Source organism: Paenibacillus pasadenensis (assembly GCF_023715725.1).
GTDB lineage: Bacteria > Bacillota > Bacilli > Paenibacillales > Paenibacillaceae > Paenibacillus_O > Paenibacillus_O pasadenensis_A.
On sequence record NZ_JAMBOT010000004.1, the window covers coordinates 192,956 to 217,284 of the forward strand.

The 24,329-nt window shown below is 52.8% G+C and carries 19 protein-coding genes and 1 riboswitch; of the genes, 7 read left to right on the top strand and 12 right to left on the bottom strand.

Features of this window, described 5'->3' with window-relative positions:
- Positions 1 to 273 precede the first annotated feature (273 nt).
- Complete coding sequence (gene ytxC, locus M3223_RS12280) at positions 274 to 1,221, bottom strand: putative sporulation protein YtxC (RefSeq protein WP_251561773.1); 948 nt, start codon at positions 1,219 to 1,221, stop codon at positions 274 to 276.
- Positions 1,222 to 1,429: 208 nt separating this feature from the next.
- On the opposite strand from ytxC, the gene M3223_RS12285 reads away from it, so the two are divergent.
- A complete protein-coding gene (locus tag M3223_RS12285) occupies positions 1,430 to 2,548 on the top strand; it encodes a GGDEF domain-containing protein (protein ID WP_251561775.1) in 1,119 nt (372 codons plus the stop codon).
- 51 nt (positions 2,549 to 2,599) lie between these two features.
- On the opposite strand, the gene M3223_RS12290 is transcribed toward M3223_RS12285, so the two are convergent.
- Positions 2,600 to 3,487, bottom strand: a complete 888-nt coding sequence (locus M3223_RS12290) for a LysR family transcriptional regulator (protein WP_251561777.1) — start codon at positions 3,485 to 3,487, stop codon at positions 2,600 to 2,602.
- 110 nt (positions 3,488 to 3,597) lie between these two features.
- On the opposite strand from M3223_RS12290, the gene M3223_RS12295 reads away from it, so the two are divergent.
- Positions 3,598 to 4,986 carry an MFS transporter gene (locus M3223_RS12295; RefSeq protein WP_251561779.1) on the top strand — a complete coding sequence of 463 codons (1,389 nt, stop codon included), beginning with the start codon at positions 3,598 to 3,600 and terminating at the stop codon, positions 4,984 to 4,986.
- Between the two features lie 113 nt (positions 4,987 to 5,099).
- Here the strand turns inward: M3223_RS12295 and mqnC are convergent, their stop codons facing one another.
- The 4 genes from mqnC to metA form a co-directional block, all read right to left on the bottom strand.
- Complete coding sequence (mqnC, locus tag M3223_RS12300; protein WP_251561781.1) at positions 5,100 to 6,233, bottom strand: cyclic dehypoxanthinyl futalosine synthase; 1,134 nt, start codon at positions 6,231 to 6,233, stop codon at positions 5,100 to 5,102.
- A 303-nt stretch (positions 6,234 to 6,536) separates the two neighbouring features.
- Entirely contained in the window at positions 6,537 to 7,706 is a 1,170-nt protein-coding gene (locus M3223_RS12305; RefSeq protein ID WP_251561784.1) for an aminotransferase class V-fold PLP-dependent enzyme, read from the bottom strand.
- The gene (locus tag M3223_RS12310; RefSeq protein ID WP_251561786.1) at positions 7,703 to 8,872 is read right to left on the bottom strand and encodes an aminotransferase class I/II-fold pyridoxal phosphate-dependent enzyme; all 1,170 of its coding nucleotides are present in this window, start codon (positions 8,870 to 8,872) and stop codon (positions 7,703 to 7,705) included. Before M3223_RS12310 ends, M3223_RS12305 begins: the two co-directional genes overlap by 4 nt.
- 35 nt (positions 8,873 to 8,907) lie before the next feature.
- On the bottom strand, positions 8,908 to 9,825 hold the full coding sequence (metA, locus tag M3223_RS12315; RefSeq protein WP_251561788.1) for a homoserine O-acetyltransferase MetA: 918 nt from the start codon (positions 9,823 to 9,825) through the stop codon (positions 8,908 to 8,910).
- 125 nt (positions 9,826 to 9,950) lie between these two features.
- Positions 9,951 to 10,067: riboswitch (SAM riboswitch) on the bottom strand.
- Between the two features lie 230 nt (positions 10,068 to 10,297).
- Between metA and uraA the strand changes: the two genes are divergently transcribed.
- Together uraA and corA are read left to right on the top strand one after the other, a co-directional pair.
- Positions 10,298 to 11,596, top strand: a complete 1,299-nt coding sequence (gene uraA / locus M3223_RS12320) for a uracil permease (RefSeq protein WP_251561790.1) — start codon at positions 10,298 to 10,300, stop codon at positions 11,594 to 11,596.
- 512 nt (positions 11,597 to 12,108) lie between these two features.
- The gene (gene corA / locus M3223_RS12325; protein WP_251561792.1) at positions 12,109 to 13,044 is read left to right on the top strand and encodes a magnesium/cobalt transporter CorA; all 936 of its coding nucleotides are present in this window, start codon (positions 12,109 to 12,111) and stop codon (positions 13,042 to 13,044) included.
- 109 nt (positions 13,045 to 13,153) lie between these two features.
- Here corA and M3223_RS12330 read toward each other — a convergent pair whose 3' ends face one another.
- A complete protein-coding gene (locus M3223_RS12330; protein ID WP_251561794.1) occupies positions 13,154 to 14,479 on the bottom strand; it encodes an MFS transporter in 1,326 nt (441 codons plus the stop codon).
- A 186-nt stretch (positions 14,480 to 14,665) separates the two neighbouring features.
- On the opposite strand from M3223_RS12330, the gene M3223_RS12335 reads away from it, so the two are divergent.
- The 3 genes from M3223_RS12335 (at position 14,666) to M3223_RS12345 (ending at position 17,609) form a co-directional block, all read left to right on the top strand.
- Entirely contained in the window at positions 14,666 to 15,568 is a 903-nt protein-coding gene (locus M3223_RS12335) for a LysR family transcriptional regulator (RefSeq protein WP_251562293.1), read from the top strand.
- 48 nt (positions 15,569 to 15,616) lie between these two features.
- On the top strand, positions 15,617 to 16,426 hold the full coding sequence (locus M3223_RS12340) for a histidinol-phosphatase (protein ID WP_251561796.1): 810 nt from the start codon (positions 15,617 to 15,619) through the stop codon (positions 16,424 to 16,426).
- Between the two features lie 280 nt (positions 16,427 to 16,706).
- Positions 16,707 to 17,609, top strand: coding sequence for an EamA family transporter (locus M3223_RS12345; protein ID WP_251561798.1), 903 nt, complete (start codon positions 16,707 to 16,709; stop codon positions 17,607 to 17,609).
- Here the strand turns inward: M3223_RS12345 and M3223_RS12350 are convergent.
- The 5 genes from M3223_RS12350 to M3223_RS12370 form a co-directional block, all read right to left on the bottom strand.
- The gene (locus M3223_RS12350; RefSeq protein ID WP_251561800.1) at positions 17,606 to 18,865 is read right to left on the bottom strand and encodes a Gfo/Idh/MocA family protein; all 1,260 of its coding nucleotides are present in this window, start codon (positions 18,863 to 18,865) and stop codon (positions 17,606 to 17,608) included. The two genes, M3223_RS12345 and M3223_RS12350, sit on opposite strands and share 4 nt — an antisense overlap.
- A gap of 27 nt (positions 18,866 to 18,892) precedes the next feature.
- Entirely contained in the window at positions 18,893 to 19,780 is an 888-nt protein-coding gene (locus M3223_RS12355; protein ID WP_251561802.1) for a carbohydrate ABC transporter permease, read from the bottom strand.
- A 17-nt stretch (positions 19,781 to 19,797) separates the two neighbouring features.
- Positions 19,798 to 20,652, bottom strand: coding sequence for an ABC transporter permease (locus tag M3223_RS12360; RefSeq protein ID WP_251562295.1), 855 nt, complete (start codon positions 20,650 to 20,652; stop codon positions 19,798 to 19,800).
- A gap of 183 nt (positions 20,653 to 20,835) precedes the next feature.
- Positions 20,836 to 22,563, bottom strand: coding sequence for an extracellular solute-binding protein (locus M3223_RS12365; RefSeq protein ID WP_251561805.1), 1,728 nt, complete (start codon positions 22,561 to 22,563; stop codon positions 20,836 to 20,838).
- Positions 22,564 to 22,659: 96 nt separating this feature from the next.
- Positions 22,660 to 24,327, bottom strand: coding sequence for a response regulator transcription factor (locus tag M3223_RS12370; RefSeq protein ID WP_251561807.1), 1,668 nt, complete (start codon positions 24,325 to 24,327; stop codon positions 22,660 to 22,662).
- Between the last annotated feature and the right edge of the window lie 2 nt (positions 24,328 to 24,329).

Sequence of the window (24,329 nt, forward strand, 5' to 3'; positions counted from 1 at the left end):
GACCCGTGGTTCCACCCTCATTTAACGTCCTGGCACGGCCAAAGCCGAAACGGGACGTTCTCCTGATGTCCGTTAACGGGGACAACGCGTCAGAAATTACTGGCGGACCGTTCATATGCCGCGTTCCATTCTGCAGCTTCAAAGGGGTACGACGATCCGCGCTCGCATCAGAAGCTTACAGCCTGGGCTTCTGTCTCTGGGAAGGGCAACGAATCCCGCTTGTCTTTGTCATTGCTTTATACCTGCCATTATATAAAGGCCAAGGCTTGCGAGTCAAGGCTCGCTGCCGCCCAAAACCTCCCTGCGCGGCGCGCCGCAGTCAGCGCAGCCCGGACAGAGGTCAATTTTGCCGTCAAAAATGGCCTGGATCGTGCGAATCACCTGATGCTCGGACTCAGCGGCATGGATGACAATTACAGACGGCGCCGCTGTAATCAGACTGCTCAGCACCATATCCTCCATATTCAGCTCCGCATCAACTAGCTCCGCTAATGCCCGTTCTTCCCCCTTGGTTTCCAAAGGCTCATAACGCTCATCTAAAAGCTGTATGACGCTGTCCGGCCCTTGCAGGACATGCACCAGATTCCGCCGGCTTGGCTGAGCGGAGACAAAATATTTGAGCAGCGAAATGAACTCCTGGTATTGTTTATCCATTACATATTCTTCTACTGCATACTCCGCCGCTTCACGCAGCTCCTGCCAATATCCGTGCAGACGGAACGTAAGGAAGCCCTGCAAGTGCAGACGCGTATTTTCCGACATATAGCCGAACAGCTCCGCCGCTACCTTAATGCTTCGGCTGCTGCGCCCTTCATCTCCAGCCTGCGACGTTTCTTCATTAGGTATGCTCCACTGCTCTCCAGATAAAACGAGACGGCAGCAGCGCTCAATCGCCGCCTCCTCTTCACGGGAATAGCGGAACTGCTTACGGATGATTTGACGAATTATTTCCGGCTCATGCCGCTCGACGATATAATCAGAAAGGATTCTCGCTGCGCTTTCATACAACCGGTCTCCATGGTCAGCCAGACGGAATCCAGGCAGGTTGGCTGTGCAGCGCAAATAATCCCCTTCCGGAGATATCGACCAGCTCCACAGCGGCTCCCGAAACCAATCTTCTCCGCTGACTGCCGCAAGCGCGCCTTGTTCGTTGAGCCGGCTGCACAGCGCTGCTCCGCTGTTCTCCTCTTCATTAATGAGATCCACGACAAGCAACTCCATCGCCTTCAGCCCCCTTCATTCCTTTAGTATATGGCTGAGGGGTCCGGGTTATGCGAAGTGCCCTATGCAGAAGGAAAGTCTCGAATCGCGAAAGGAAAAAGGTGGTTGAGCATGAAATATCTATTTATAGGAGGATTGGATTGAAGGTTTTTTCATGGTATATTGTTTAACGTGCGAAATAAGCTTTCAAGCTGGAGTGAATCTAACCTTGGACGATCAATTGCTCGATTTTACCCGGGCCCGCTGGAACCGTATGTTATTAAACGGATTCTGGTGCCTTCTGGTCTTAATGGTTATATTGGAGTGCCTCTATCTGATTTTTATCACTCCTCTTGCTTCCGAGGATTTTATCAGATATTACATGCTTGTCCCAACTTCGCTTCATTTAAGCGTTCTTGTGCTGACAGAGCTTTGTTTGCGCTTTCTGGAGGAACGGCTTCGGGATTACACGCTGCTTGCCGCAGCTTCCGTCATTACCTTCATTATTGTGGATATCAATGTTGAAATCGGATATATTATACCGGCGTTGTTTACGCCTGTTTTCGTATCTATTTTTTACTTTTCAGCGCGAAAGCTGATTGCCGCCTCGATCATGTCATTGATAACGCTTTATTGCCTTTACTTTTTTAATGTAAAGCTTAATATTTCCGTCGTTGGCATTTTGGCGCTTACCGCCATGCTTGGCGCGTTTTGCCTAATCGCATGGGGCGTTATTTCCCGTGGCAAAGAAATGCGGCAATATTATATTCATACGGCTAAGTCCAACCAGGAACTGCTGGTCAAAAACATTCTGATGGACAAACTCGCCAAAACGGATGCTTTAACCGAGCTATACAACCATATTACGTTCCATGAATATCTCGATAAGCTGATAGAGCATCACGAATCCACTCGTATGCCGCTGCAGCTGGCCTTGATCGATATCGATGATTTCAAATCGGTCAACGACCAGTTCGGACACCGCGCGGGCGACTCCGTGCTGAAACAGGTTGCCGAGCTGGTGCGCTCCCAGGCTGGGATGAATGATTTTGTCGCCCGTTACGGCGGCGAAGAGCTGGCCGTCATTTTCACCGACAAGTCCGCCGACAAATCGCTGCAAATTTTGGAGACGATGCGCCAGAACATCGAGCAGGCGGAGTACAGCGAGCTGGGGTCACGCAAAATCACCGTCAGCATCGGCTTTGCAGACTACGATCAGGAAGGCAAGGAGAAGTTTTTTATTCGCACCGACCGGGCGCTCTACACCGCCAAGTCTCAAGGCAAAAATCAAATTGTGTTGGCCGGTGACGGCATGGAAGGCGAAAAATCTCGGTTTGCCTGGAAATAAGCTGTGTTTAGAAGGATGCCCCTAGCCATTGAGGATGGCTTGGGGCATTTTTCATTGCGGTCCGGAGTAAGAGCTGAAATATTCAATTACAGTCTGGCGAAAATTCAGTGCAGCTTGCGAAAGAAAACGATCTTTATGCCAAAACAATGCAATTTCCAGTGCCAGGCCGCCATCATCCTCAATTTGGAGATAATGAATAGGCTCCCTAAAATTTATTGCCGTGCTTGGAATGAAAGCAATGCCAATTTCAGCCTCCACAAGAGCGCTAAGCCGGGCCGGCTCATTTCCTTCATACACATATTCCGGCGTAAATCCAGCTGTTTCACAAACGGAATCCACTAAATCACGAACACGATAACCCTTTTTTAAGCCTACAAAGGATTCATTCTTAAGCTCCCTCAATGAAACAGTGCTTCGTTCTGCAAGCCAATGGTTGTTCGGAACAGCGACAAGAATAGGAGCAATGTAAACGATCTGGCATTCGATATTCTCTCCCTGGATCGGGGGCGAGGACAGGCAGAAGTCGACTTCGCCTCGGTTAAGCAGCTCCGCAATTTCCTGAGCGGTTTGCATCTGAACATGAAATTGAATACGGGGATGAATGCTGCGAAATTCACGAAGGAGATTGGGCAGCGTGCTCGCAGTAGTTACAGCCAGCTCAAGAGTGCTGGATTCCAGTTGCGACAAATCACGAAGCTCCTGTTTCCCCTGCTCCAATTCAAACAGCGCTTTTTCGGCACGAATAAGGAATCTGCTTCCAAACTCATTCAATCGCAGCTTTCTTCCCGTGCGGTCGAATAGAGGAACTCCCAAATCCTCCTCAAGACGTTGAATCGTTTTGCTTAAGGACGACTGAGTAACATGCAATGCCCTTGCAGCCTCTGTCAAGTGTTCCAACCGGGCTACTGCTACGAAATAATGCAGTTGAAGCAGCTCCATGTTTTCTCCCCCATTCATTCCATCAAGTCTATGACATCATACCATGAAATGCGTTAGAGTAAATGTTTGAGTTCAGGTACGATAGCATAAACGCTTGGGAGGAATTCACAATGAGTGCTCGCAACTGGTGGTTAATGACTGCAATTGGATTAGGGATTATGTTAAATCCGTTGAACTCTTCCATGATTTCAATTGCCATTCCAACATTGCAGGATGTTTTCCGGCTCCGCTTTACTGAGGCTTCCTGGATTATTTTTTCGTTTTATATTGCGAGTGCTGTTGCACAGCCAGTTATGGGCAAAGCCAGCGATCTGTTTGGCCGAAAGAGGATATTTTTATCCGGGCTTGCTGTATCCTTTGCCGCATCCCTATTAGCTCCGCTTTCACCAACCTTCGCATGGTTCATTGTATTCCGCGTTGTGCAATCCATAGGGACGAGCATGATGATTGCGGTCGGAATGGCTATTGTACGAGTTCATATTACCGAGAAACAAGCCGCTGCCCTTTCACTGTTATCCATTTTCCTGTCTGGAGCAGCTGCTATCGGCCCCTTTATTGGAGGAAGCCTCATTTACGGATGGGGCTGGCAGGCTGTCTTTTTTGTTAATATTCCTATTGTAATAGCAAGCTTTGCTTTAGCCTGGAAAATGATTCCTAAGGAAGAACCGCCAACAGCCATTCCGCAAAATAAGTCTTTCCGAAGCTGGCTGCACCTGATTGACGCGGCAGGAATTCTGCTTTTTACGGCGGCTTTGGTTGGCTTGCTCGTCGCTGTGCTTTCGGCAAAATCAGCCGGCGGGCTTCAATTCAGGCATATTATGGTTGGATTGGCTGGACTTATCGCTTTGGGGACTTTTATTCGCCATGAACGAAGAGCGGCCTCCCCCTTCATTCCTGTGCGCGCATTCGCCAAATATCCCGCGATGACAAAAGTGAATATTGAATATATGCTCGTTAACCTGCTCTTTTACTCGCTCTTTTTTGGTCTTCCATCCTACTTGCAAAATGTGCGTCATGTCAGCGAATTCCATACTGGAATGGTTATGCTTTGCCTTGGTTTATGCTCGCTCCTTGCCGCTCCAATAGCAGGGATATGGATTGATAAATCAGGGCCTCGGCCAGCCTTGATCGTATCCACGATATTGATGGCGCTCGGGTCCGTATGGCTGGTCACTTTAACTCAGAACTCCCCAATTATAAATGTGTGCCTTGCCTTAGCGGCATTTGGCATCAGCAACGGATTGAATAGCGTGGGCATGCAAGCGGCCTTATTCGAACATACACCAAAAGAAATCATTGGCGTAGCTTTTGGACTTTTTAACACTTCAAGGTATTTAGGGACCATTATCTCTTCCTTGCTGATCGGCATCGTCATGGGAGATAAGCTCAGCACCGGGGGGCTTCAATCGTTGGGTATTATACTTGCGGCAATAGCGCTGTCTCTCGTATTCATGAGTTTAAAACAATCGGGCCGGGTTCCCGGCCGGACAGACGGATAGACCAGCAGATAAAAATAGCAAAGCCCGGACAGCTTTCGCCTCAGACGTCGGATTTAGTAAAATCCAAGGTCAAAAGCGTTAGTTGTCCGGGCTATTTCATGTTTACCAATTAATTAGTTCTGCATTACAAAATCCCGGTCGGCGTGTTCGCCTTCATGGAAAACCCGCAAAATATTGTAGCGGGTATTCCGCTGCGCAGGAATTTTGCCCGCCTCGCGGATATATTGCAAAATCAGTTCGATGTTCACCTTATGCGTTGTGCCCGCTGCCGAAACGACATTTTCCTCCAGCATCGTGCTGCCGAAGTCGTTGACGCCATACGATAGCGACTGCTTGCCAATTTCCGGCCCCATCGTCACCCAGCTCGCCTGCATATTAGGAATGTTGTCCAGCATGATGCGGTTAATGGCGACCATTTTTAAATACTCCTCCGGCTTGGATTTCTCCCGCTTCAGATTCGTATTGTCCGGCTGGAACGGCCATGTGATGAACGCCAGGAAGCCTGGAGAAGGATAACCGAGCTGTTTGCACTCGTCCTGCGCCTCGCGGACGCGAAGCATATGGAGCGCGCGCTCCTCCATCGATTCTCCGAAGCCGTATACCATCGTAGCGGTCGTGTTCATGCCGTTGCGCCAGGCTGACTTCATCGTGTCCATCCAGTCCGTCCAAGAACCTTTCAGACGGCTGATTTTGCGGCGTGTCCGGTCATCCAGAATCTCTCCGCCGCCGCCCGGCAAGGAATCGAGGCCCGCCTCATGAAGCTGGCGCAGCGTCTCATCCAGGGACAGTCCGGAAAGCACCTTCATTTTCTGAATTTCCGCCGGAGAGAAGCTGTGCATCGTAATGCCCGGGAAACGGTCTTTGATTTTGCGCAAAATATTGAGATAGTACTCGAACGGCAGATCCGGGTTAACGCCGCCCTGCATCAGAATTTCGTCTCCGCCTACGTCGACGGTCTCCTGGATTTTCTGCAAAATCACATCGTCCGGCAGCACGTAGCCTTCCTTCGAGCCTGGCGGGCGGTAAAATGCGCAGAACCGGCAGTAAACATCGCATACGTTCGTGTAGTTGATGTTGCGGCCAATGTTAAAGGTTACAATCGGTTCGGGATGCCGCCGAATGAGAAGCTCATTGGCAACCTTCCCCATTTTTTCAATTTCATCCGATTCCAAAAGCACGATGCAGTCCTCAAGGCCGATTCTCTCGCCCTGCAGCGCCTTGTCCAGCACGCGGTCCAGTTGTTGCATCCTGCGAGCCTCCTTCTATAGCGAGGCGGCGCGCCGCTTGCTGCCAATGCGCCGCCGCTCCTGCTTAGTATGTTCTTATTTTCACAACTATCATAGCTTATCGTACCATGAACGCCGCCCTAACGTCACGTTTCAATCCCGTGTCCAAACACGAGCCCGGACGAGCGCGCCCCGGCAATTATCGCTTAAACAGCCGATAGCGCTACACCATGAGAATTGCCTGTTAACCGCGCTCAAAAGACAAACCCGGAAAGCATAATGCCTTCCGGGCTTCTGTGACCCCTATCACAGCTCGAATGCCGCTTATTCTCCCCGCAGCGCCTGGTCGAGATCGTCCAGCAAATCGTCGATGTCCTCCAGGCCCACGGAATAGCGGAGCAGCCCGTCGCCGATGCCGCGCTGCGCCCGCACCTCTGGAGGCATGGCCGCATGCGACATCATCGCCGGATAGGAGAGGATGCTCTCAACCGCGCCGAGGCTGACCGCCACAAGCGGCAGCTGCACGCGGCTGAGGACGGACTTGGCGCGCTCGCCGCTGCCGACGTCGAACGAAACGACGGCGCCGTAACCGAGCGATTGGCTCTCATGAACGGCGCGTCCCGGATGCTCTGCCAAGCCCGGATAATAAACACGCACGATATCGCTGCGCTTGTCCAGCCACTCGGCCAGCTTGCGCGCGCTGCGCTCGCTGTGCTCCATCCGGGCCTGGAGCGTCTTCATGCCGCGCATAAGCAGCCAGCACTCCTGCGGCGCAAGCACGGCGCCAAGCCCGTTCTGCAGCGTATACAGCCGCTTTCCGATCTCCTCGTCCTTCGTGACGGCAAGACCGGCCAGCACGTCGCTATGGCCGCCGAGAAATTTCGTGGCGCTATGCAGCACGATGTCGACGCCAAGCTCCAGCGGACGCTGATGATACGGCGTCATAAACGTGTTGTCGAGCATCGTCAGCAGCCCGTGTTCCTTTGCCCAGCCGGTTACAGCCGCAATATCCGTAATTTTGAGCGTCGGATTGGATGGGGTCTCCATGAACACCGCTGCCGTATTCGGCTTCAGTGCCGATTTGACTTCATCCAGATCCGTCATGTCCACGAAGGTCGTTTCAATGTTCATACGCGTCAAAATCAACGTCAGCAGCCGGTACGTGCCGCCGTACACATCCTCCGTTACGATGACATGGTCGCCTGCCGACAGGAGCAGAAACGCATTGGAGATCGCCGCCATGCCGGAGGCGAAGGCAAAACCGCGCGTGCCGCCTTCAAGCAGCGCAATTGCGCTTTCCACCGCGGCGCGGGTCGGGTTGCCGGACCGGCTGTAGTCAAAGCCCGGCGGATTGAAAATATCATGATGATGGAAGGTTGACGCCTGAACGATCGGCACGCTGGACGCTCCCGTATGGGGATCAATCTCCGAGCCGAAATGCAGCAGCTTTGTTGCAAAGCGGCGGTCCGCCGCGCCTTTATCCTTGTTGCTCATACGCTCACCTCGCCGGCGATCTCCGCGCGCGCCGCTTCCAGCGCCGCTCCCAGATCGGCAATAAGATCGTCGATATGCTCAATGCCGACGGAGAAGCGCAGCAGCCGGTCGTCAACGCCGACGGCGTTCCGGATTTCTACCGGAATATCCGCATGCGTCTGTACGGCCGGGTAAGTCATCAGCGACTCAACGCCGCCGAGGCTTTCCGCGAACGCAATCAGCTTGATATGCCGCAAAATCGGCTCGACATAACGGGCGTCCTTCACCTTAAAGGAGAAAATGCCCGTATTGCCGGAAGACTGCCGGTTCTGCACCTCATGGCCGGCATGGTCTTTCAGGGCCGGATAAAAAACCTCGGCAATCGCCGGGTGAGTCAGCAAATATTCCGCCATGCGGGTGGCGTTGTATTGATGGCGCTCCATGCGCAGCGCCAGCGTTTTCATGCCGCGCATCAGGAGCCAGGAATCCTGCGGCCCCAGCACCGCCCCGATGGAATTGTGCAAAACCGCCATCTCGGCGGACAGCTCCTTGCCCTTCGTTACAATCAGTCCGGCCAAGACGTCGTTATGCCCGCCCAGGTATTTGGTTGCGCTATGAATGACGATATCCGCGCCAAGCTCAATCGGCCGCTGGAAAAACGGCGTGAGCAGCGTGTTGTCCACAATGGTCAGCAGCCCTTTGGACTTGGCCCACGTACAGACTGCCTCAAGATCCGTAATCAACATGAGCGGATTGGTCGGCGTCTCAATAACGATGGCCTTGGTGTTCGGCTGCACAAGCTTGTCCATCGCTTCCAGGTCGTCCGTGTCCACATACGAAGCGCTCACGCCGAAACGGGACATGATGCGCTCCAGCAGCCGGTACGTGCCGCCATACAGGTCAAGCGATACAATCAGATGGTCGCCTTGGCTGAATAGCGCAAAAATCGTCTGCAGCGCGGCCATGCCGGAGCTGCAGGCAAATGCGGCATCGCCGGACTCCAGCTCAGCTGCGGCTTCCTCCAGCACAGCGCGGGTCGGGCTCTTGGTGCGGGCATAGTCAAAGCCGGTGCTTTCGCCTAGCCGCGGGTGGCGGAAGGCGGTCGCTTGGTATACCGGGAAGCTTATGGCGCCGGTGACGGGCTCTTTGATGGATCCGATCTGGGCAAGGCGGCTTTCAATCTTCATGAAGGGCAGGCTCCTTTATGGTCGGAATAATAAATTTAGATATGGGCTCCAAGCTCAAACGGCGTCTGCTGATACACATAATAGTTCAGCCAGTTGCTGTAGAGCAGATTGGCGTGGGCTCTCCAGGTTGACAGCGGCTGGCGGCTCGGATCGTCGCCGGGATAATAATTAGCCGGCAGCGCGATGGCCATGCCTTTGGCGACGTCGCGGTCATACTCGTACTTAAGCGTCTCGGGATCGTACTCGGAATGGCCCGTTACAAAAATCTGGCGGCCGTCCTTGGAAGCGACGAGATACACGCCCGCCTCCGGCGATTCCGATAAAATCTCCAGATCGGAAATGCCCTCGATATCCTCGCGGCGCACCTCCGTATGGCGTGATTGCGGCACAAAAAACTGCTCGTCGAAGCCTCTCAGCAGGCTAATGTTGCGCTTGTTGATCGTGTGCGGGTACACGCCGAAAATTTTCCGGTCGAGATCATGCTTCGGCACGCCGTAATGATGATACAGCCCCGCCTGGGACGCCCAACATATATGAAATGTCGAAGTGACATGACTGCGGCTCCAGTCCATAATGTCCTTCAGCTCTTCCCAATAGTTAACCTGCTCAAACGGCATCTGTTCCACCGGCGCGCCGGTAATGATCAGGCCGTCGAAGTACAGATGGGCAACCTCTTCGAACGTTTTGTAGAACGCTTGAAGATGCTGTGAAGAGGTGTTTTTGGACGTATGCGACTTCGGATGCAGCAGCACAACCTCCACCTGCAGCGGCGTGTTGCCGATCAGCCTGAGCAGCTGCGTCTCCGTCGTTTCTTTAGTCGGCATCAAATTCAAAATCGCAATGCGCAGCGGCCGGATATCCTGGTGATAAGCGATGCTTTCATCCATGACAAAGATGTTTTCCTCGGTCAGAACGCCCTTGGCCGGCAAATGATCAGGTACTTTAATAGGCATGATCGTCACTCCTTCGGTTCATGTAAGTAAAAGGCTAGAACGTCTGCCGTCAGGGGATGCGACTATGCATGAAAAAAGACCCCTGCCGTAACCGAGAGGGGTCGTGTATATAAACACATGCGCCTCTCTCATCTCTCAGACAACGCCGGGTTCGGCATATCCGCAAGAATTAGCACCGTGCGTTAAAAACGCCGGTTGCCGGGCTTCATCGGGCTGGTCCCTCCGCCTACTCTTGATAAGAAAGTTACGTATTCAATTAACAGTTCGTCGTTGCTCCCTTCCTACAATAATAGATGTGATACCCGCCGTCAAGAACCGGAATTAGGGATATGCCCGGCCAGCAGGATTAATCATTGTAATATGGAGGGAATGCCTGTAAAATAAACACGTTTGTGCCTGGACATGCTTCTCGTTGCAGGCAGTTATGTACGGACTTATGCCATCATGCTTCACTTACAAAGGAGATACCTCGATGAAAAGGGAAATTGGAGTGCATGAACGGCCCGGCGGCGCACTCGGGCTGCTGCTCAGCCTGCAGCATCTGTTCGCCATGTTCGGGTCAACTGTGCTCGTGCCGAACCTGCTTGGCGTTGACCCCGCAGTCTGCCTGCTGATGAACGGAGTCGGCACGCTGTTCTACATTCTTGTCACAAAAGGCAAAATACCCGCCTATTTGGGCTCAAGCTTCGCTTTTATCGCACCGGCTACCTCCGTCATCGCCGCTCAGGCGACCGGCGACGGTTATGCCGCCGCGCTTGGCGGGTTTATCGCCGCCGGCGTTATTTTCACGCTGGTCGCTCTCATCATTCACTACGCCGGAACCGGCTGGATCAATGTGATCTTCCCGCCGGCGGCCATGGGCGCAATTGTCGCCATAATCGGCCTGGAGCTGATTCCGGTTGCCGCAGGCATGGCCGGTTGGATCAATCCAAAGCCGGGCCAAACATGGACGCCGGACCGCGACGCAATTCTGCTGTCGGTTGTCACGCTGCTCATTACGGTGCTCGGCTCCGTGCTGCTGCGCGGCTTTCTCAAGATCATTCCGATTCTGCTCGGCATCGTCGGCGGATATGTGATAGCCTGGTCCATGGGCATGACGGAAGCGGCGGGCTCCGCTGTCAGCGAATCGGCATGGCTCAAGCTTCCGGTGTTCACAACTCCAGTATTCCACTGGGAAGCCATTCTGATTATTATCCCGGCCGCCTTTGTTGTCATCGCCGAGCATGTCGGGCATCTCGTCGTAACCGGCAACATTGTCAAAAAGGATCTGTCGCAGGACCCAGGACTGCACCGCTCCATGCTCGGCAACGGCATCAGCACGATTGTCTCGGGCTTTACCGGCGCAACCCCTAATACGACCTACGGGGAAAATATCGGCGTGCTCGCTATTACGAAGGTGTATTCAACCTTTGTCATCGGCGGCGCAGCCGTCATTGCAATCGGCCTTTCTTTTCTTGGAAAATTTTCCGCGCTTGTCGCCAACATCCCGACGCCGGTTATGGGCGGCGTTTCTCTGCTCCTGTTCGGCGTCATTGCAGCCTCCGGTCTGCGCATGCTTGTTGAAGCTAAGATCGACTACAGCCGCCCGACCAATCTGTATTTAACGACGATTGTGTTTGTCGCAGGCTTAAGCGGCACGAAGCTTACCTACGGCGAATTCCATCTGTCCGGCATGGGCTTGGCCACAGCTGTCGCAATCGTGTTCAGCCTGCTGTTCAAGCTGTTCGAGGTAACGCGTCTGTCCAACGAGCGTGAAGAAAACGGGCACTAAGCGCCGCTTAACCAAGTTCGCTATTGAGCGATTGCCTATCCTAAATGTTCATCCAAGCCATGACGCTTCCGAAGCGTCATGGTTTTTTTCGTGCCGCAGCAGCTCCTTCGGAATGGAACCATGCAGCTACTGCCAGAATAAGCTGAGACTACGTAATCAACGCATCAAAGGCTATTTCCGCCCGGCCCGCGGAAGTGCCGTCCGGACTTGATTTTTCCGCTTGAGTGTGGTTCGCGGGAAAGGTATACTAGACAAGACTTTACCGCTGAAAGGAGTGAAACGCCATGGAAGGCGATAGGCCAAAGCCTGCACCGCAAGCCGCAGCAAGTAGCAATCACCACGAAGACGACAAGCCGGATCGCGCCTTGCATGGCCGTTGATCTCCGAATGCCGCCTCGCGGGGAGCGCATCTCCCGCCCATAAGGAGTGCCTTCTCCGCCGGACGGCGGGCTGTTCGAGCCCGTGCATCCGGCTTCTCTTCCGTCTTCAAGTACGAGAGGAGATGTAAGGCCATGAAAATTAGAATGGTCAACAACGGCGTGTTTACGCCGGTCGATCAATTGGAAGCGACTCTTTCCCCTCCGCTGGAGGGTTTTTATTGGATTGACGCTGACGTCGAGGATCTTGCCTACCTGCAGCCGCTGTTCGGGCTGCATGATCTGGCCGTGGAGGACTGCCTCACCGAAGAGGAGCAGCGTCCAAAGATCGAGCTTTACGAAGGACATTATTTTATCGTGATTAACAGCATCCGGTTCGACGACGAGGAAATTTTCCTGCGCGCGCTGAACATTTTTCTGGGACGGCATTATATCATTACAGTGACAAAACAGAAGATCAACGAGCTGCGCTCGCTCAAGCCGCTCCTGTGGGAGCAGGAGATCAGCCGCCCGGACCGCTTCCTGTACCATCTGGTCGACCTTGTCGTGGACAATTATTTCCTTGTCGGAGACCGCATCGAAGCCCGGATTGAACGGCTTGAGGAAGACATTTTGATGCACACGAAAAAATCCCATCTGAGCGAAATTATCGGTCTGCGCAGCGAGATTTTATGGCTCAAGAAGGTGCTGGGACCGCAGCGCGACGTAATCGCCACGCTCAACAAAAAGGATTTACGGCTGATCGACGACCAGCTGCAAAAATATTTTAGCGATATTCTCGAGAACGCGGTCAAAATTACCGAGACGTTTGACACGTACCGCGATCTGATGGGCAACTTGCGAGAGGCGTACCAGTCCAGCCTGTCCAACCGGGCGAATGAAATCATGCGCATCTTTACTGCGCTGACGACGATTTTCATGCCGCTTACGTTTATTACGGGCATTTACGGGATGAACTTTGGCCATTTGCCCGGCCAGGATTTCTATTTCGGCTTTTATTTCCTGCTCGGTTTCATGCTGCTGCTCGGCGGAGGAATGCTGTTCCTCTTCCGCAAAAAGGGCTGGTTATGAGCGCCGCGCAGTCCTGCTCCGCCCTGTCTGGAGAGCCTCCGCATCTAAACAGCCCCCCTTGCCGCTGACGCCGGACGTCAGACCGCAAGGGGGGCTGTGTGTTTATGGGTTAAATCGTAAAGCTCCCTCCATCTTTCGCCGCTGCGTCACCATGCGCTTCAGCTCCAGCCTGCCGTTCCCCTTTGCCAAAATCGACAAGCTGCAGCAGCGCGTACCCGATGACAAAAAAGGCCGCAACCGAGAGAATCGCCAGCCGGCTGGAGCCGGTCAGCGTTGCCGTGATGGAAAATATGAGCGGCCCCAGTATCGAGGTGAATTTGCTGCTGAGCGCCAGAAACCCGAACCATTCGCCGGAGCGGCCGACAGGAACGAGCCGCGCATACAGAGAACGCGCCGCAGCCTGGCTGCCTCCCTGCACAAGTCCGACCAGAAAAGCGAGCGCAAAAAAGTGAAGCGCGCTTGTCATGAAATAACCGAGCACTACAATTCCAAGATACACGAGCAGCGAGCCCCCGAGCATCCGTTTTGCGCCGAAGTGCGCCACCAGCCTTCCGAACAGCAGCGTTGCCGGCAGGCCGACGAACTGGGTGACGAGCAGCGCCATAATCAGCTCGTTGGAGCCAATGCCGATTCCCGCTCCGTAAATAGTCGCCATTACGATAACGGTGCTGATGCCGTCATTGAAAAACCAGAAAGCCGCCATATACTTTAACAGCTCGGGATAACGCTTCAGACTGCGCAGCGACTGCGCCAGCCGGCCGAACGAAGCCCCAGCCGCCCGAAGCACCGTTAAGGAGCCTGAGCCTGCTGCGGCAGAGCCCCCGCGCTCCTCTTTCCAGCGCGTAAACAGCGGCAATGCAAACAGCAGCCACCAGACGCCGACCGTCGCGAATACCGTCTGGGTAGCCGCCGTTTTGCTCGGGAAGCCGAGCCGGTCCCACATTAGTATCATCGCGAGATTAACGGCGAGCAGCACGCCGCCTCCCGCATAGCCGTAAGCGTAACCTTTCGCGCTGACAGAATGCCGCTCCGCCTCCGGCACCCCGTCCCGCAGCAGTGCATCGTAAAATGTATTGCCCGTCGAAAAACCGACGATGCCCAGCACAAGCAAAATAGAGGCGAGCATCCAGTCGCCTTCCCCGGCAAACGCCATCAGAGAACTCGGCACGGCGCCGATAATCGTAAAAGCCATCAAAAAACGGAGCTTGGAGCGAGATAAGTCCGCAGCCGCGCCGGCCAGCGGCGACAGCAGAGCAACGAGCAGCATGGCGATGCTCTGCGTATTGGCCCAATAGGCTTGCGCCAGATTTCCCTCCAGACCGCTGCCAGCGACCGACTCGTAATAAACCGGCATGACGGCGGCAAGCATCGTCGTGGCGAAAGCGGAATTCGCCCAGTCGTACCAAATCCAGCCCCGGACCGCCTTTTTGTCCATCGGTATCCCCCCGTTATGTTCGGAATCTGCTTCCTCCCGCATCTGTCGGCTATGGCTCCCACATTAAATTTATGCAAAGCGGAGCCAGCTTTACCCCTGCCTTTGTGTTGGATATACTAGAAGGATAGTGTACGCCAAGCCAATGCAGCGACGAAACCCCAATTTATAAAGTCAGGAGGCCCGCCTCTGAATATTAGCCAGCTCGAAACGCTGCTTACGATCTCCAAAACGATGAGCTTCCGCAAAGCAGGTGAATTGCTTAACCTGACCCAGCCCGCCGTATCCGCCCAGATCAAAAGCCTGGAAGAGGAATTCAAAACGGTGCTGGTGGACCGGAACCAGCCGGTTACATTAACCGATCGCGGCCAGGTTTTTCTGGAGCATGCCGTCCGGGTTCTCGATATCGTGGAGGAATTGAAGCAGAAGCTGTCCGATCTGAGTCTGATGCCCCAAGGGCATATCGTGCTTGGGACGACTAGTTCCATTGCGATTCAGATTTTGCCCCGCGTACTGTCCTATTTTCAGAATCAATTTCCGCTCATCAAAACGACGATTCATACGATGCCCTCCGCCCAGGTGTTATCCAGCGTGGAGAACGGCAGCGTTGATCTCGGCCTGACGTATTTGATGGAGCATAACCCGAACGTGCAGATGTCAACGCTGTATTACGACACCTTTGAGCTTGTCGTATCTCCGCATCACCCGCTCGCCCATCTGAAGCATGCTTCCGTGGATAAGCTGCGGGAAATTCCGCTTATTATGCTCTCACCGGATACGCTTGGCCGCCGCTTCGTCGACCGGGTATTCGCCAAACACGGCATTACGCCCAACATCGTCATGGAGCTGTCCAGCAGCGAAGAGGTCAAACGGATGGTTGAGATTGATCTGGGCGCCGCCGTTGTCTCTAAACAATCGATCGCCAACGAGCTGCGGCTTGGCACGCTGCGCATGATTAAGGTTACCGAGCTTGAGGTCAGCCACCCCGTAGGCGTCATTTACAAATCCGGGCGTTATTTGAACTCGGCGATGCAGCAGTTTTTGAGCGACCTGAAGGGCATGCCGGAGGATCAATTCATCAGCAGCGAATAACGGGCCGGATTAGGCCAGCTTTTGAAACTCTACAAGGAGGCGCACGGTATGAAATTCGACCTGCATACGCATCATTCCCGCTGCGGCCATGCGGAAGGCGATATTGAGGATTATATTGTGGCGGCAATCGACGCCGGACTGGACGTTATCGGAATTTCCGACCATTCGCCGTATTTCGGAAGCGACGAGGATCATGCCCAGCCGGGCATTGCGATGGCCTGCACCTCCCTGCCGGACTACGTGCGGGAAGTGCTGTCGCTGAAAGCCAAGTATGAGGGCCGGATTGAAGTTCTGCTCGGCATGGAATCGGACTTTTTCCCCGAGCACGCCGAGACGTACCGCAAAGCGCTTGAGCTCTATCCGTTTGATTATTTAATCGGCTCCGTTCACTTGTCCGGGGGAGTAAGCATATTCAATCGCAACCGTTGGAAAGGGCTGTCCGATGCCGTTCAGGTGGAGCAGAAAAAGGAATATTATGAGCTGATCCGCCAGTCCGCCGTATGCGGCATGTTCCAGATTCTCGGCCATATCGACGCCATGAAAGGTTATTACCCGGCCTTCTCCGACATTCCCGCTGCGGAAAGCATCGATCTGACGCTGCAGGCAATCGCGGGAAGCGGGACTGCGATCGAAATCAATACATCCGGCAAAACAAAAACGGTCGGCGGCTGGTACCCTTCGGAAGCAATTCTGGAACGCGCGCTGCATTATGGCGTAAAGGTCACCTTCGGCTCGGATGCGCACAAGCCTTCCCGGGTTGGCGACGATCTCGAAGAGGTCCGCAGCAAGCTGAAGGAAATTGGCTTTAAGGAATGGGTGTACTACCGGAAAAAACAGCAGGTTTCGGTGCCGCTGTAACCTTTCCTAAATCGGTAGCTGCCGTGTCAAAAGCTCCAGGATGCACGAACGGGCGAAGGGATGGGCTTGCTTGCGCAGCCGTCCTTCGCTTTTTTTATTTTGCGAGCGCAAAAAAAAGTGGACCTTCCACGGTGGAAGGTCCCAAGATATTTATTAAAAGGGGGTCATGCAACTATCTTAACCGTTCATTGTAATAAGCACGTGACAGAAATATTTCATTTGTGTAACAAAAACGCGAGCCGAACGCTGGTGCATGACCGGCCGTTGTGAAGGAGACTCTATGCTGAGCGAAACAACCTGGCTGCTGATTGCGATCGGCAGCGCCGTAACCTTCGGCTTTGCCGGCTGGTGGATGAAAGTATCGCAGATGAAGGGCGGAGACAACACATCCCTGCTGCTTGGCCTCTACATAACCGGCACCGCCGGATTTTTCGTTCAATGCCTGCTTGACGGAGGCTGGCAGTCGCTTGGCAGCGGGCAGCTCTGGCTGTATGGAGCCGTCATCGGCGCAGGCTCGGCCTGGGGCAACGCCGTCTTTATGAAAGCCTTGCAGCACGGCCCCGCCAGCCTTACCTCCCCGATTACAAATCTGAACATCGTATTTGTAATCGCTTTGTCGGTGTTTCTGTACGGAGAAACGCTTGGGCCATGGGAGGCAGCAGGCATCTCTCTGTTATTGGCCTCAGCCGTACTCATCGCGATTCGTCCGGCGGAACAGCTGTCGCTGGCAAGCCGAATCTGGTTCCTTTACACCGGAGCGGCCGTGCTGCTGTTCACCTTCCGCAACGGCGGCCTGAAAGTGACGGGAGAGCTTGGCCTGCCCTCCTCCGCCGTGTTGTTCAGCGGATATTTGCTGTCGCTCTGCTGGTTCGCCTGGCAGGCGAGAAGCGCCCGCAACGGGAATAAGGAAGCAGTCATGCCTGGAAGCAGACTTGGCGCCAAAACCGCGCGCACCATCGGGCTGCGCTTCGGAATGCTTGCAGGCCTCTTTTCCTATGGCGGCTTGCAGCTATATGCTCTTGCGTTGGAAACGGGCAAGGCAAACCTCGCCGCGCCGATTTTCGCGACAAACAGCCTTGTCGTGGCTGCCGGCTCGATCTTGCTTTACCGGGAACGCCTGACAAGGCTGCAATGGCTCGCTTTTGGCTGTTTGATGGCTGGACTCGTGATGGTCCGGCTTTAAGCTCGGGCTGCAAACTCATCCAAACGGATGACGCGTTTTTCCAGCCTCGAGCGCTCCGCGGCAAAAGCCATCAAGTGGCTTTTGACCGATTTGGCGGCCGAAGTCAGCGTATCCTTGTTGTCTGTGCTGCGGATTGTCCTCACAAAATCCCGCATTAAGCCAAAATCCCCGCCGCCATGGCCGATGTGGCCTTCGCTATCGCTGAATTTGATCGTTTCTCGGCGGCCGGTGCCAAAATAAATCAATTCGATTTCGTTTTTCTCCATTGATCCTTGTATCTCACCTTTGGTGCCCATCAGCTTGATGCTTCGGCTGCTCTCTTCCGAGAAGGCTGTCATCGTAAATACGGCGGTCACCTCATTGGCGAACTCCATGCTGACGACCTGATGGTCGACCACGTCGTTATCGCAATGATAAACGCAGCGGCCGTAAGGTCCCGTCAGCAGCGCTTCGTAACGGGCTTCATAGCTCAAATCGCTGCTGATCGCCTGATCCATCCAGCCCGGGTTGTTCGTCAAATACGTTTTTGGCGCGTAGTATACACATTCGTCGGATACCGGACATCCGTCCAGACATCGCAGCGGGGCGCCTTCTGGCGCCTGATCGGCTTTGAAATGCGACAAGTCGCCGTAAGAATTAAGGCTTGTGCAATCCGCTCCCGCCAGCCACAGCAATATATCCATATCATGACAGGACTTGGCGAGTATCATCGGACTGGATTGCTTGGAATTGCGCCAATTGCCCCGCACAAAGCTGTGCGCCTGATGCCAGTAGCCCACATTTTCAATATGCTGAATGGACATTAACCGCCCGATTTTCCCTTCATCCAGCAGATTTTTGAGCGTCTGAAAAAAGCGGGTGTAACGCAAAACATGGCAAATCGTCAGCACACGATTGTATTTCTCCGCCTGCTCCTGCATGGCGATACATTCCTCGAAGCTTGGAGACATCGGCTTTTCCAGCAGCACATGATAACCGCTCTCCAAAGCCCGCATCGTCGGCTCAAAGTGCATATGATCCTGCGTGCAAATGATGACCGCATCCGCTGTTACACGGGCATCCAGCAGCTCCTCCCACCCTTCGAAGCACATCTCGTCCTCCAGCGCGTGGCTCCTCTGAAACGACTCCCGGCGCAGCCGGTCCGGCTCCGCAACGGCGACAACCTTCATATCGAGCGGATGCTCCAGCGCATAACTCGTATAGGTTCCGCCGCGCAAGCCAGCCCCAATCAGGGCAACGCTAATTTGATGTTTCATCTGAATTCCATCCCTTCTGCTTTTCCCTTACTCTTTGACGCTGCCTATGGTCATTCCTTTCACAAAGTACTGCTGGAGGAAAGGATAAACGATCATAATCGGCAGCGCTCCAAGAAATATTTGCGCCGTCCGGAGCGTTCTTTCACTTAGATTTTGCAGCAGCGACAAGTCTGCCGCTGTAACCGCCTTAATGTTAATCGCGGTGACCAATGTGGAAAGATACGTCTGCAGCGGGTATTTTTCCGGCGAATTCATGTATAAGATCCCGTCGAACCATGAGTTCCAATGGCCGACGATTGTGAACAATCCGATTGTCGCAATGGACGGCAGCGATACGGGCAAATAAACCTTCCACAAAATCGACCAGTGCCCGGCGCCGTCGATAAAAGCGGCTTCTTCCATATCCTTTGGGATGCCTCTGAAAAAGTTGAGCATTAATACGGCATTCCATACGCTCAGCGCTCCGGGTAGAATAAGCGCCCAGATGCTGTTCATCAAACCTGTCTCTTTGACAATGATATAAGTGGGAATAAGGCCGCCGCCAAAAAACAGCGTGATGGCAAAAAACCAGACATAGTACACACGATGGCGAAACTGCTCGTATGCCTTTGAAAGCGGATAGGCGGTAAGAAACACAAGGAACATATTGATTGACGTGCCGATTAACACCCTCTGCAGCGTAATCCAGAGCGAGCTGAAAAACTCCTGTTTCTGCCCCAAAAACTTGTAGGCCTCCAGCGTAAATCCAACCGGCCATAGCTTGACCGCGCCAGCCGAAGCAGCTGCATTGGAGCTTAACGACACGGCAAGCAAATGAATGAAAGGCACAATGCAGATAAACGTAACTAAAGCTAGCACAATCACGTTCGTCCAGTTAAACAATCTTCTTCCTATCGACTGCCGATAAAAATGCAATGTCTGCCACCCGCTTTCTAAAATATCCGATAGTTGTTGAATCTGTACGCGAAGTAGTACGACATTGACACCAAGAAGAATGAAATAACGGATTTGAACAAACCGATGGCCGCCGCAGGGGAATATTGCTGATCGAACAAGCCCAATCTGTAGGCAAAGGTGTCGATGACATCGCCCTTTTCATACACGATCGGGTTGTACAGGATCAATACTTGCTCAAAGCCTGCGTTCAGCACGCTTCCAAGGCTCAAGGTCGCCAGTAAAATAATGATCGTAGACATTCCCGGCAGCGTAATATGAAGCATCTGTTTCCACTTGCCCGCTCCGTCCACCTCCGCAGCCTCGTACAGATTGGCGTTAATGCTGACAATGGCTGCAAGGAAGATGATCATGTTGTACCCCATGCCCTTCCATACATCCGATCCGATGAGGATGGTTACAAACCAGTTATTGCTCGCCATAAACATGATCGGATCGACGCCAAACACCTTCGCGAGCGCATTCACGGGCCCGTTTAACGAAAAGAGCTCAATCATAACCCCGCCAAGCACAGCCCAGGATAAAAAGAACGGCAAAAATATGCTGGTTTGCACCATTCGCTTAAACCAGTCTTTGGCCACCTCATTCAACAGCAAGGCCAGAAGCAGAGGAACCGCCAAGCTAAATATAATTTTCATGATTGAAATGAAAATCGTATTCCATAAAATCTGATTAAAGTCCGGCAAATTAAACACGTATTCGAAGTTTCTCCATCCGACCCAATCCGAGTTAAAAAAGCCCTGCGCCGGCCGGAACTTTTGGAATGCCATCACAATGCCGAACATCGGTCCGTAAGAATAAATCAGCGTTACAATTACACCGGGAAGGAGCATCAGATGCAGGGGGAACTCCCTTTTCCATCTCCAGCGCTTCCGAGCTCGCGTCAACACTTCCTTGCCCGTGTTAGTGGTCGTTAAATTCAAGCCGAGTCCTCCCGTTTATCCATTTATGTTCAGAAAAAAAGAGGGGGGCGTCTGCGCACGGTTCCCCCTCCTTCCAACTAATAAGACATACCGCTATTTCTGGACGTTGTTTTTATACCACTCGTTTACTTCGTCCGTAATGTCATTTCCTCCTAGTTTTTTCCAATCCTCTACGTATTTGTCAAAGTCGCTAATTGGTGCGGAGCCAACGATAATTTTCATAAACGTTTCATCCCGCATCTTATCCAGCGATGAGCCGCGCTCGACCTGCGTTGCTGTAGGCGGTCCGAAATACTCGTCTAACACAAACAGTCCATCGTCCACAATCTTTTTGGAGAAACCGACTCCGCCGTCTTTCGCGCCGCGGCTGAACCACATTCCCCAGGCGGCATTATCCTTCGGATTTGCGGCATATTTTTTGGCGTTATCAAACACCGCTTGCGCTTCCCCTGCATTTGGAAAATCTTCAGGCAGCTCCAGCGTTTCTTTGCCCTCTTCTACCGCTTTGCTGACCGTTTCCATAATCAAGTCAAAAACTCCAGGGTAGAAAAACCTGGGCGCATACCACTGCGCGATATATCCTTTGGAGGCTCCTTTATAATCGGGGCTGTTTTTGTCCGTGTACTTTGGCTTTGTTGTCTCTAACATGTAATTTCCCATCTTGATTGCCGCTTCGGGATGTTTGAAGTTTTTATTAACGACCAAGATGCTGTTCAGAGACCGGAAGTTCAACGTTTTTCCCGGCTTGCCGTTATACGCAGGGAGAGCTAGCGGGATCCATTCGGCCTTCGGATCATTATCCTTATTCAAATTCAGCGGCCAGTTCGGGTACCACCATTCGCCGAAGGAAATACCAACCTTGCTGTTTACGATATCTTCACTGATCTTGTCTTCATTGGCCAGCATGAATTCCTTGCTCAATATTCCTTTTTCGTACCATGATCTTAAAGTAGCCAGCGCCTCTTTCGTTTCCGGGCTAATGCCGCCGAATTGCAGACTGCCGTCAGCGCCCTTAAGCCATGCAGACGGATAAGAGCCGTGGCTGTAGAACAAACCTTTAGCGTCGAATGCCCAGCCCGTCAGGTTTTTGTTCAAAATAACGCCGTAGGTATCTGCTTTGCCGTCCTGATCCGGGTCGCTTTTAGTAAACGCCTCTGCCACCTTTTCCAGTTCCTGAACCGTAGTTGGCGGCTGCAGCTTCAAATTGTCCAGCCAGTCTTTACGAATCCAGACAATTTGCGTGCCGCCTGTTGGCGAGGCTGATAATCCTAATAACTTCCCATCATATGTCAGTTGTTTTAACGAGAACCCGCCATCTTTTTCAATGATTTGTTTCATCTCGGGCGAGGCGTAATTGTTGTATACTTCGGACAGATCGCCAAGCATATCCTGGCTCCGCAGCTGTTCAAACGTAGCCAGATCCACCTGCATCACATCCGGCAAATCCCCCGACGCCAATGCCAGGCTAAATTTCTGGGCGTACTGGTCTGTAGGAACCGACCATAAATATTTCACATCAATGTTCAGCTGTTCCTTCAAATCTTTCAGGTACCCGTTCGTTTCAGGCGTCACGCCTGCAAGGGCATCGGCTTCTTCCGGGGCGCGATAGGATAGAATCTGCGTTACCGTCACCGGCTCTTCGTATTTGCCCATCGGGTCAAAGGATTCCTGCTCTTGAGCTCCCGCATTACCGGCTGCGTTAACCGCCGGAGATTCCGCAGCGGCGTTATTCGTTCCGCTTCCGTTGCTGCATGCGGGAAGTACGAGCATAGAGGCAATGAGGGCAGCGCTTAGTACGTAGTTAGCGTTCTTCCTTTTCATGTTTTTCCCCCTCGAATGGTGTAAGCTTTCTTTACGTAATAATCATATCTCGCTTCAAAACTCTCAACAATAACAAGATCTTTACATGCTTTCGTTCTATTTACCTTTTGTGTGAGCGCTTTCTCTATACTCCTGAGGAGCAAAACCTGTCATTTTCCTGAAAAAGGATGTGAAGTAAGAGGGAGACTCAAATCCCAGCCTCAGAGCAATTTCGTTTACTCTCAGCGGCGTATGAACCAGCATGTCGATCGCGGTGTCGGCCTTGATTTCATTGATATAATCCGATAGATTCCGTCCGGTAATCTGTTTGTAAAAGCGGGAAAGGTAAGAGGGGTTGAAATGCACCTGCTCCGCAATTCGGGCAAGGGACAGGTCGTTGCCTAAATTCTCCTTTACAAACCGGTGGATTCGCTCTACGGCCTGATGATCGCTTTTTTCAACCTGCTCCTCTTTCAACCGGCACATGGACCCGCATAATCGAATCAGCTGCTCCTCAATCGTATCCCATCCCGATGCAGGCTCCGTCACATAAAGGCTGGCAACCCTCATGTCATAATCCGTATGGCCACTTCCATTCATCCGGTTTAACGAATTCAAATAAACGAGAAGAAGCCTGTAATACCGCTCCATCCCGACCATATGATCCACGCTCATCTCCAGCTTGCATACTTTGACCAATTCCCGGGTTAAAGCGGATACGCGACTTTCATCCCCGTTATCCAGCAGCTTTTCCAATTGATTGAGCTGTTTGTTGAATTCGGAGGAAGGAATGCCGGTGGATGGAGCATTCTCACGTTTGAACCACATATCGGACATGTCCAGATCGATAACAGCCATTGCAGGACCGAATAAAGCCCTCTGTTTAAATGCCTCCTTGATGGAATCGAATTCACGGCCAATGCCATCCCAATTGACGGCGCCTTTGCCGATAACAAAAGACAACGACAAGCGGAGCTCCTCGCGGCAGCTATTTTGAATCGGCTCCAGCATCCCCTTCAAATAGTCGGCCAAAGCCCTCTCCCCGCTAAATTTATCCGCGTCCGCATCAGGTTGAACAAACCATACCAGCACGTTATGATCATGAACGACCATCTCCGTCTTGATTTGCATGGGCAGATGCTCTGCAAACAGGCTCTGAACGGAATAATAAAGCTGCATTTTTTGCATATAGGTCGTTTTTTCTTCCCATGCGTCAACCTTTCCCGCCACCATCATCAGCGGACGGCCAAACTCAAGCTGCAAATTAAACCCTTCATACAGCTCTGCATGCCAAGCGTCCGCCACCAAATCTCCGGTGAGCAGCGCCTCAAAAAATTCTTTTTTGACTAAAGGCTCCGCTGCGCTCAGCTTCAAGCTTGCCCTCTCCAGCATGCTGCGGTTCCGGTATTCCTCGTCCAATTTACCGAGTGCCGCGTTTACCGCTTGATGAATGACCTCAATGCCTTCCATTTTCAAAATATAACTGTCTACGTTTTTTTGAATTGCTTTGTAGGCATAATCAAACTCGCTGTGTCCGGTTAATAAAATGACTCTGCAGGCTGGCCAATAAAACAGCAGCTCGTCGATGAGCTGCAAGCCGCTTTTTCCCGGCATACGAATATCGCTGATCAGCAGATCAATCTTTGTTTTTTTGGCGATCTCCATTGCCTCAATCGCTGAATAAGCCTTGCATATGTCAAGCTCTTGCTCCGCGTTCTCCTGCAGATGCTGCAGCAGCCCGTCTACGATAGCAGGCTCGTCGTCAACAATTAATAAGCGGTACATAG

Coding starts and splice junctions, on each gene's coding strand:
- corA (WP_251561792.1), top strand. CDS start 12,109: ATGAAAATTAGAATGGTCAACAACGGCGTGTTTACGCCGGTCGATCAA.
- M3223_RS12340 (WP_251561796.1), top strand. CDS start 15,617: ATGAAATTCGACCTGCATACGCATCATTCCCGCTGCGGCCATGCGGAA.
- uraA (WP_251561790.1), top strand. CDS start 10,298: ATGAAAAGGGAAATTGGAGTGCATGAACGGCCCGGCGGCGCACTCGGG.
- M3223_RS12330 (WP_251561794.1), bottom strand. CDS start 14,479: ATGGACAAAAAGGCGGTCCGGGGCTGGATTTGGTACGACTGGGCGAAT.
- M3223_RS12345 (WP_251561798.1), top strand. CDS start 16,707: ATGCTGAGCGAAACAACCTGGCTGCTGATTGCGATCGGCAGCGCCGTA.
- ytxC (WP_251561773.1), bottom strand. CDS start 1,221: ATGGAGTTGCTTGTCGTGGATCTCATTAATGAAGAGGAGAACAGCGGA.
- M3223_RS12370 (WP_251561807.1), bottom strand. CDS start 24,327: ATGTACCGCTTATTAATTGTTGACGACGAGCCTGCTATCGTAGACGGG.
- M3223_RS12305 (WP_251561784.1), bottom strand. CDS start 7,706: ATGAGCAACAAGGATAAAGGCGCGGCGGACCGCCGCTTTGCAACAAAG.
- M3223_RS12350 (WP_251561800.1), bottom strand. CDS start 18,865: ATGAAACATCAAATTAGCGTTGCCCTGATTGGGGCTGGCTTGCGCGGC.
- mqnC (WP_251561781.1), bottom strand. CDS start 6,233: ATGCAACAACTGGACCGCGTGCTGGACAAGGCGCTGCAGGGCGAGAGA.
- M3223_RS12360 (WP_251562295.1), bottom strand. CDS start 20,652: ATGCTCCTTCCCGGTGTAATTGTAACGCTGATTTATTCTTACGGACCG.
- M3223_RS12310 (WP_251561786.1), bottom strand. CDS start 8,872: ATGAAGATTGAAAGCCGCCTTGCCCAGATCGGATCCATCAAAGAGCCC.
- M3223_RS12290 (WP_251561777.1), bottom strand. CDS start 3,487: ATGGAGCTGCTTCAACTGCATTATTTCGTAGCAGTAGCCCGGTTGGAA.
- M3223_RS12295 (WP_251561779.1), top strand. CDS start 3,598: ATGAGTGCTCGCAACTGGTGGTTAATGACTGCAATTGGATTAGGGATT.
- metA (WP_251561788.1), bottom strand. CDS start 9,825: ATGCCTATTAAAGTACCTGATCATTTGCCGGCCAAGGGCGTTCTGACC.
- M3223_RS12365 (WP_251561805.1), bottom strand. CDS start 22,563: ATGAAAAGGAAGAACGCTAACTACGTACTAAGCGCTGCCCTCATTGCC.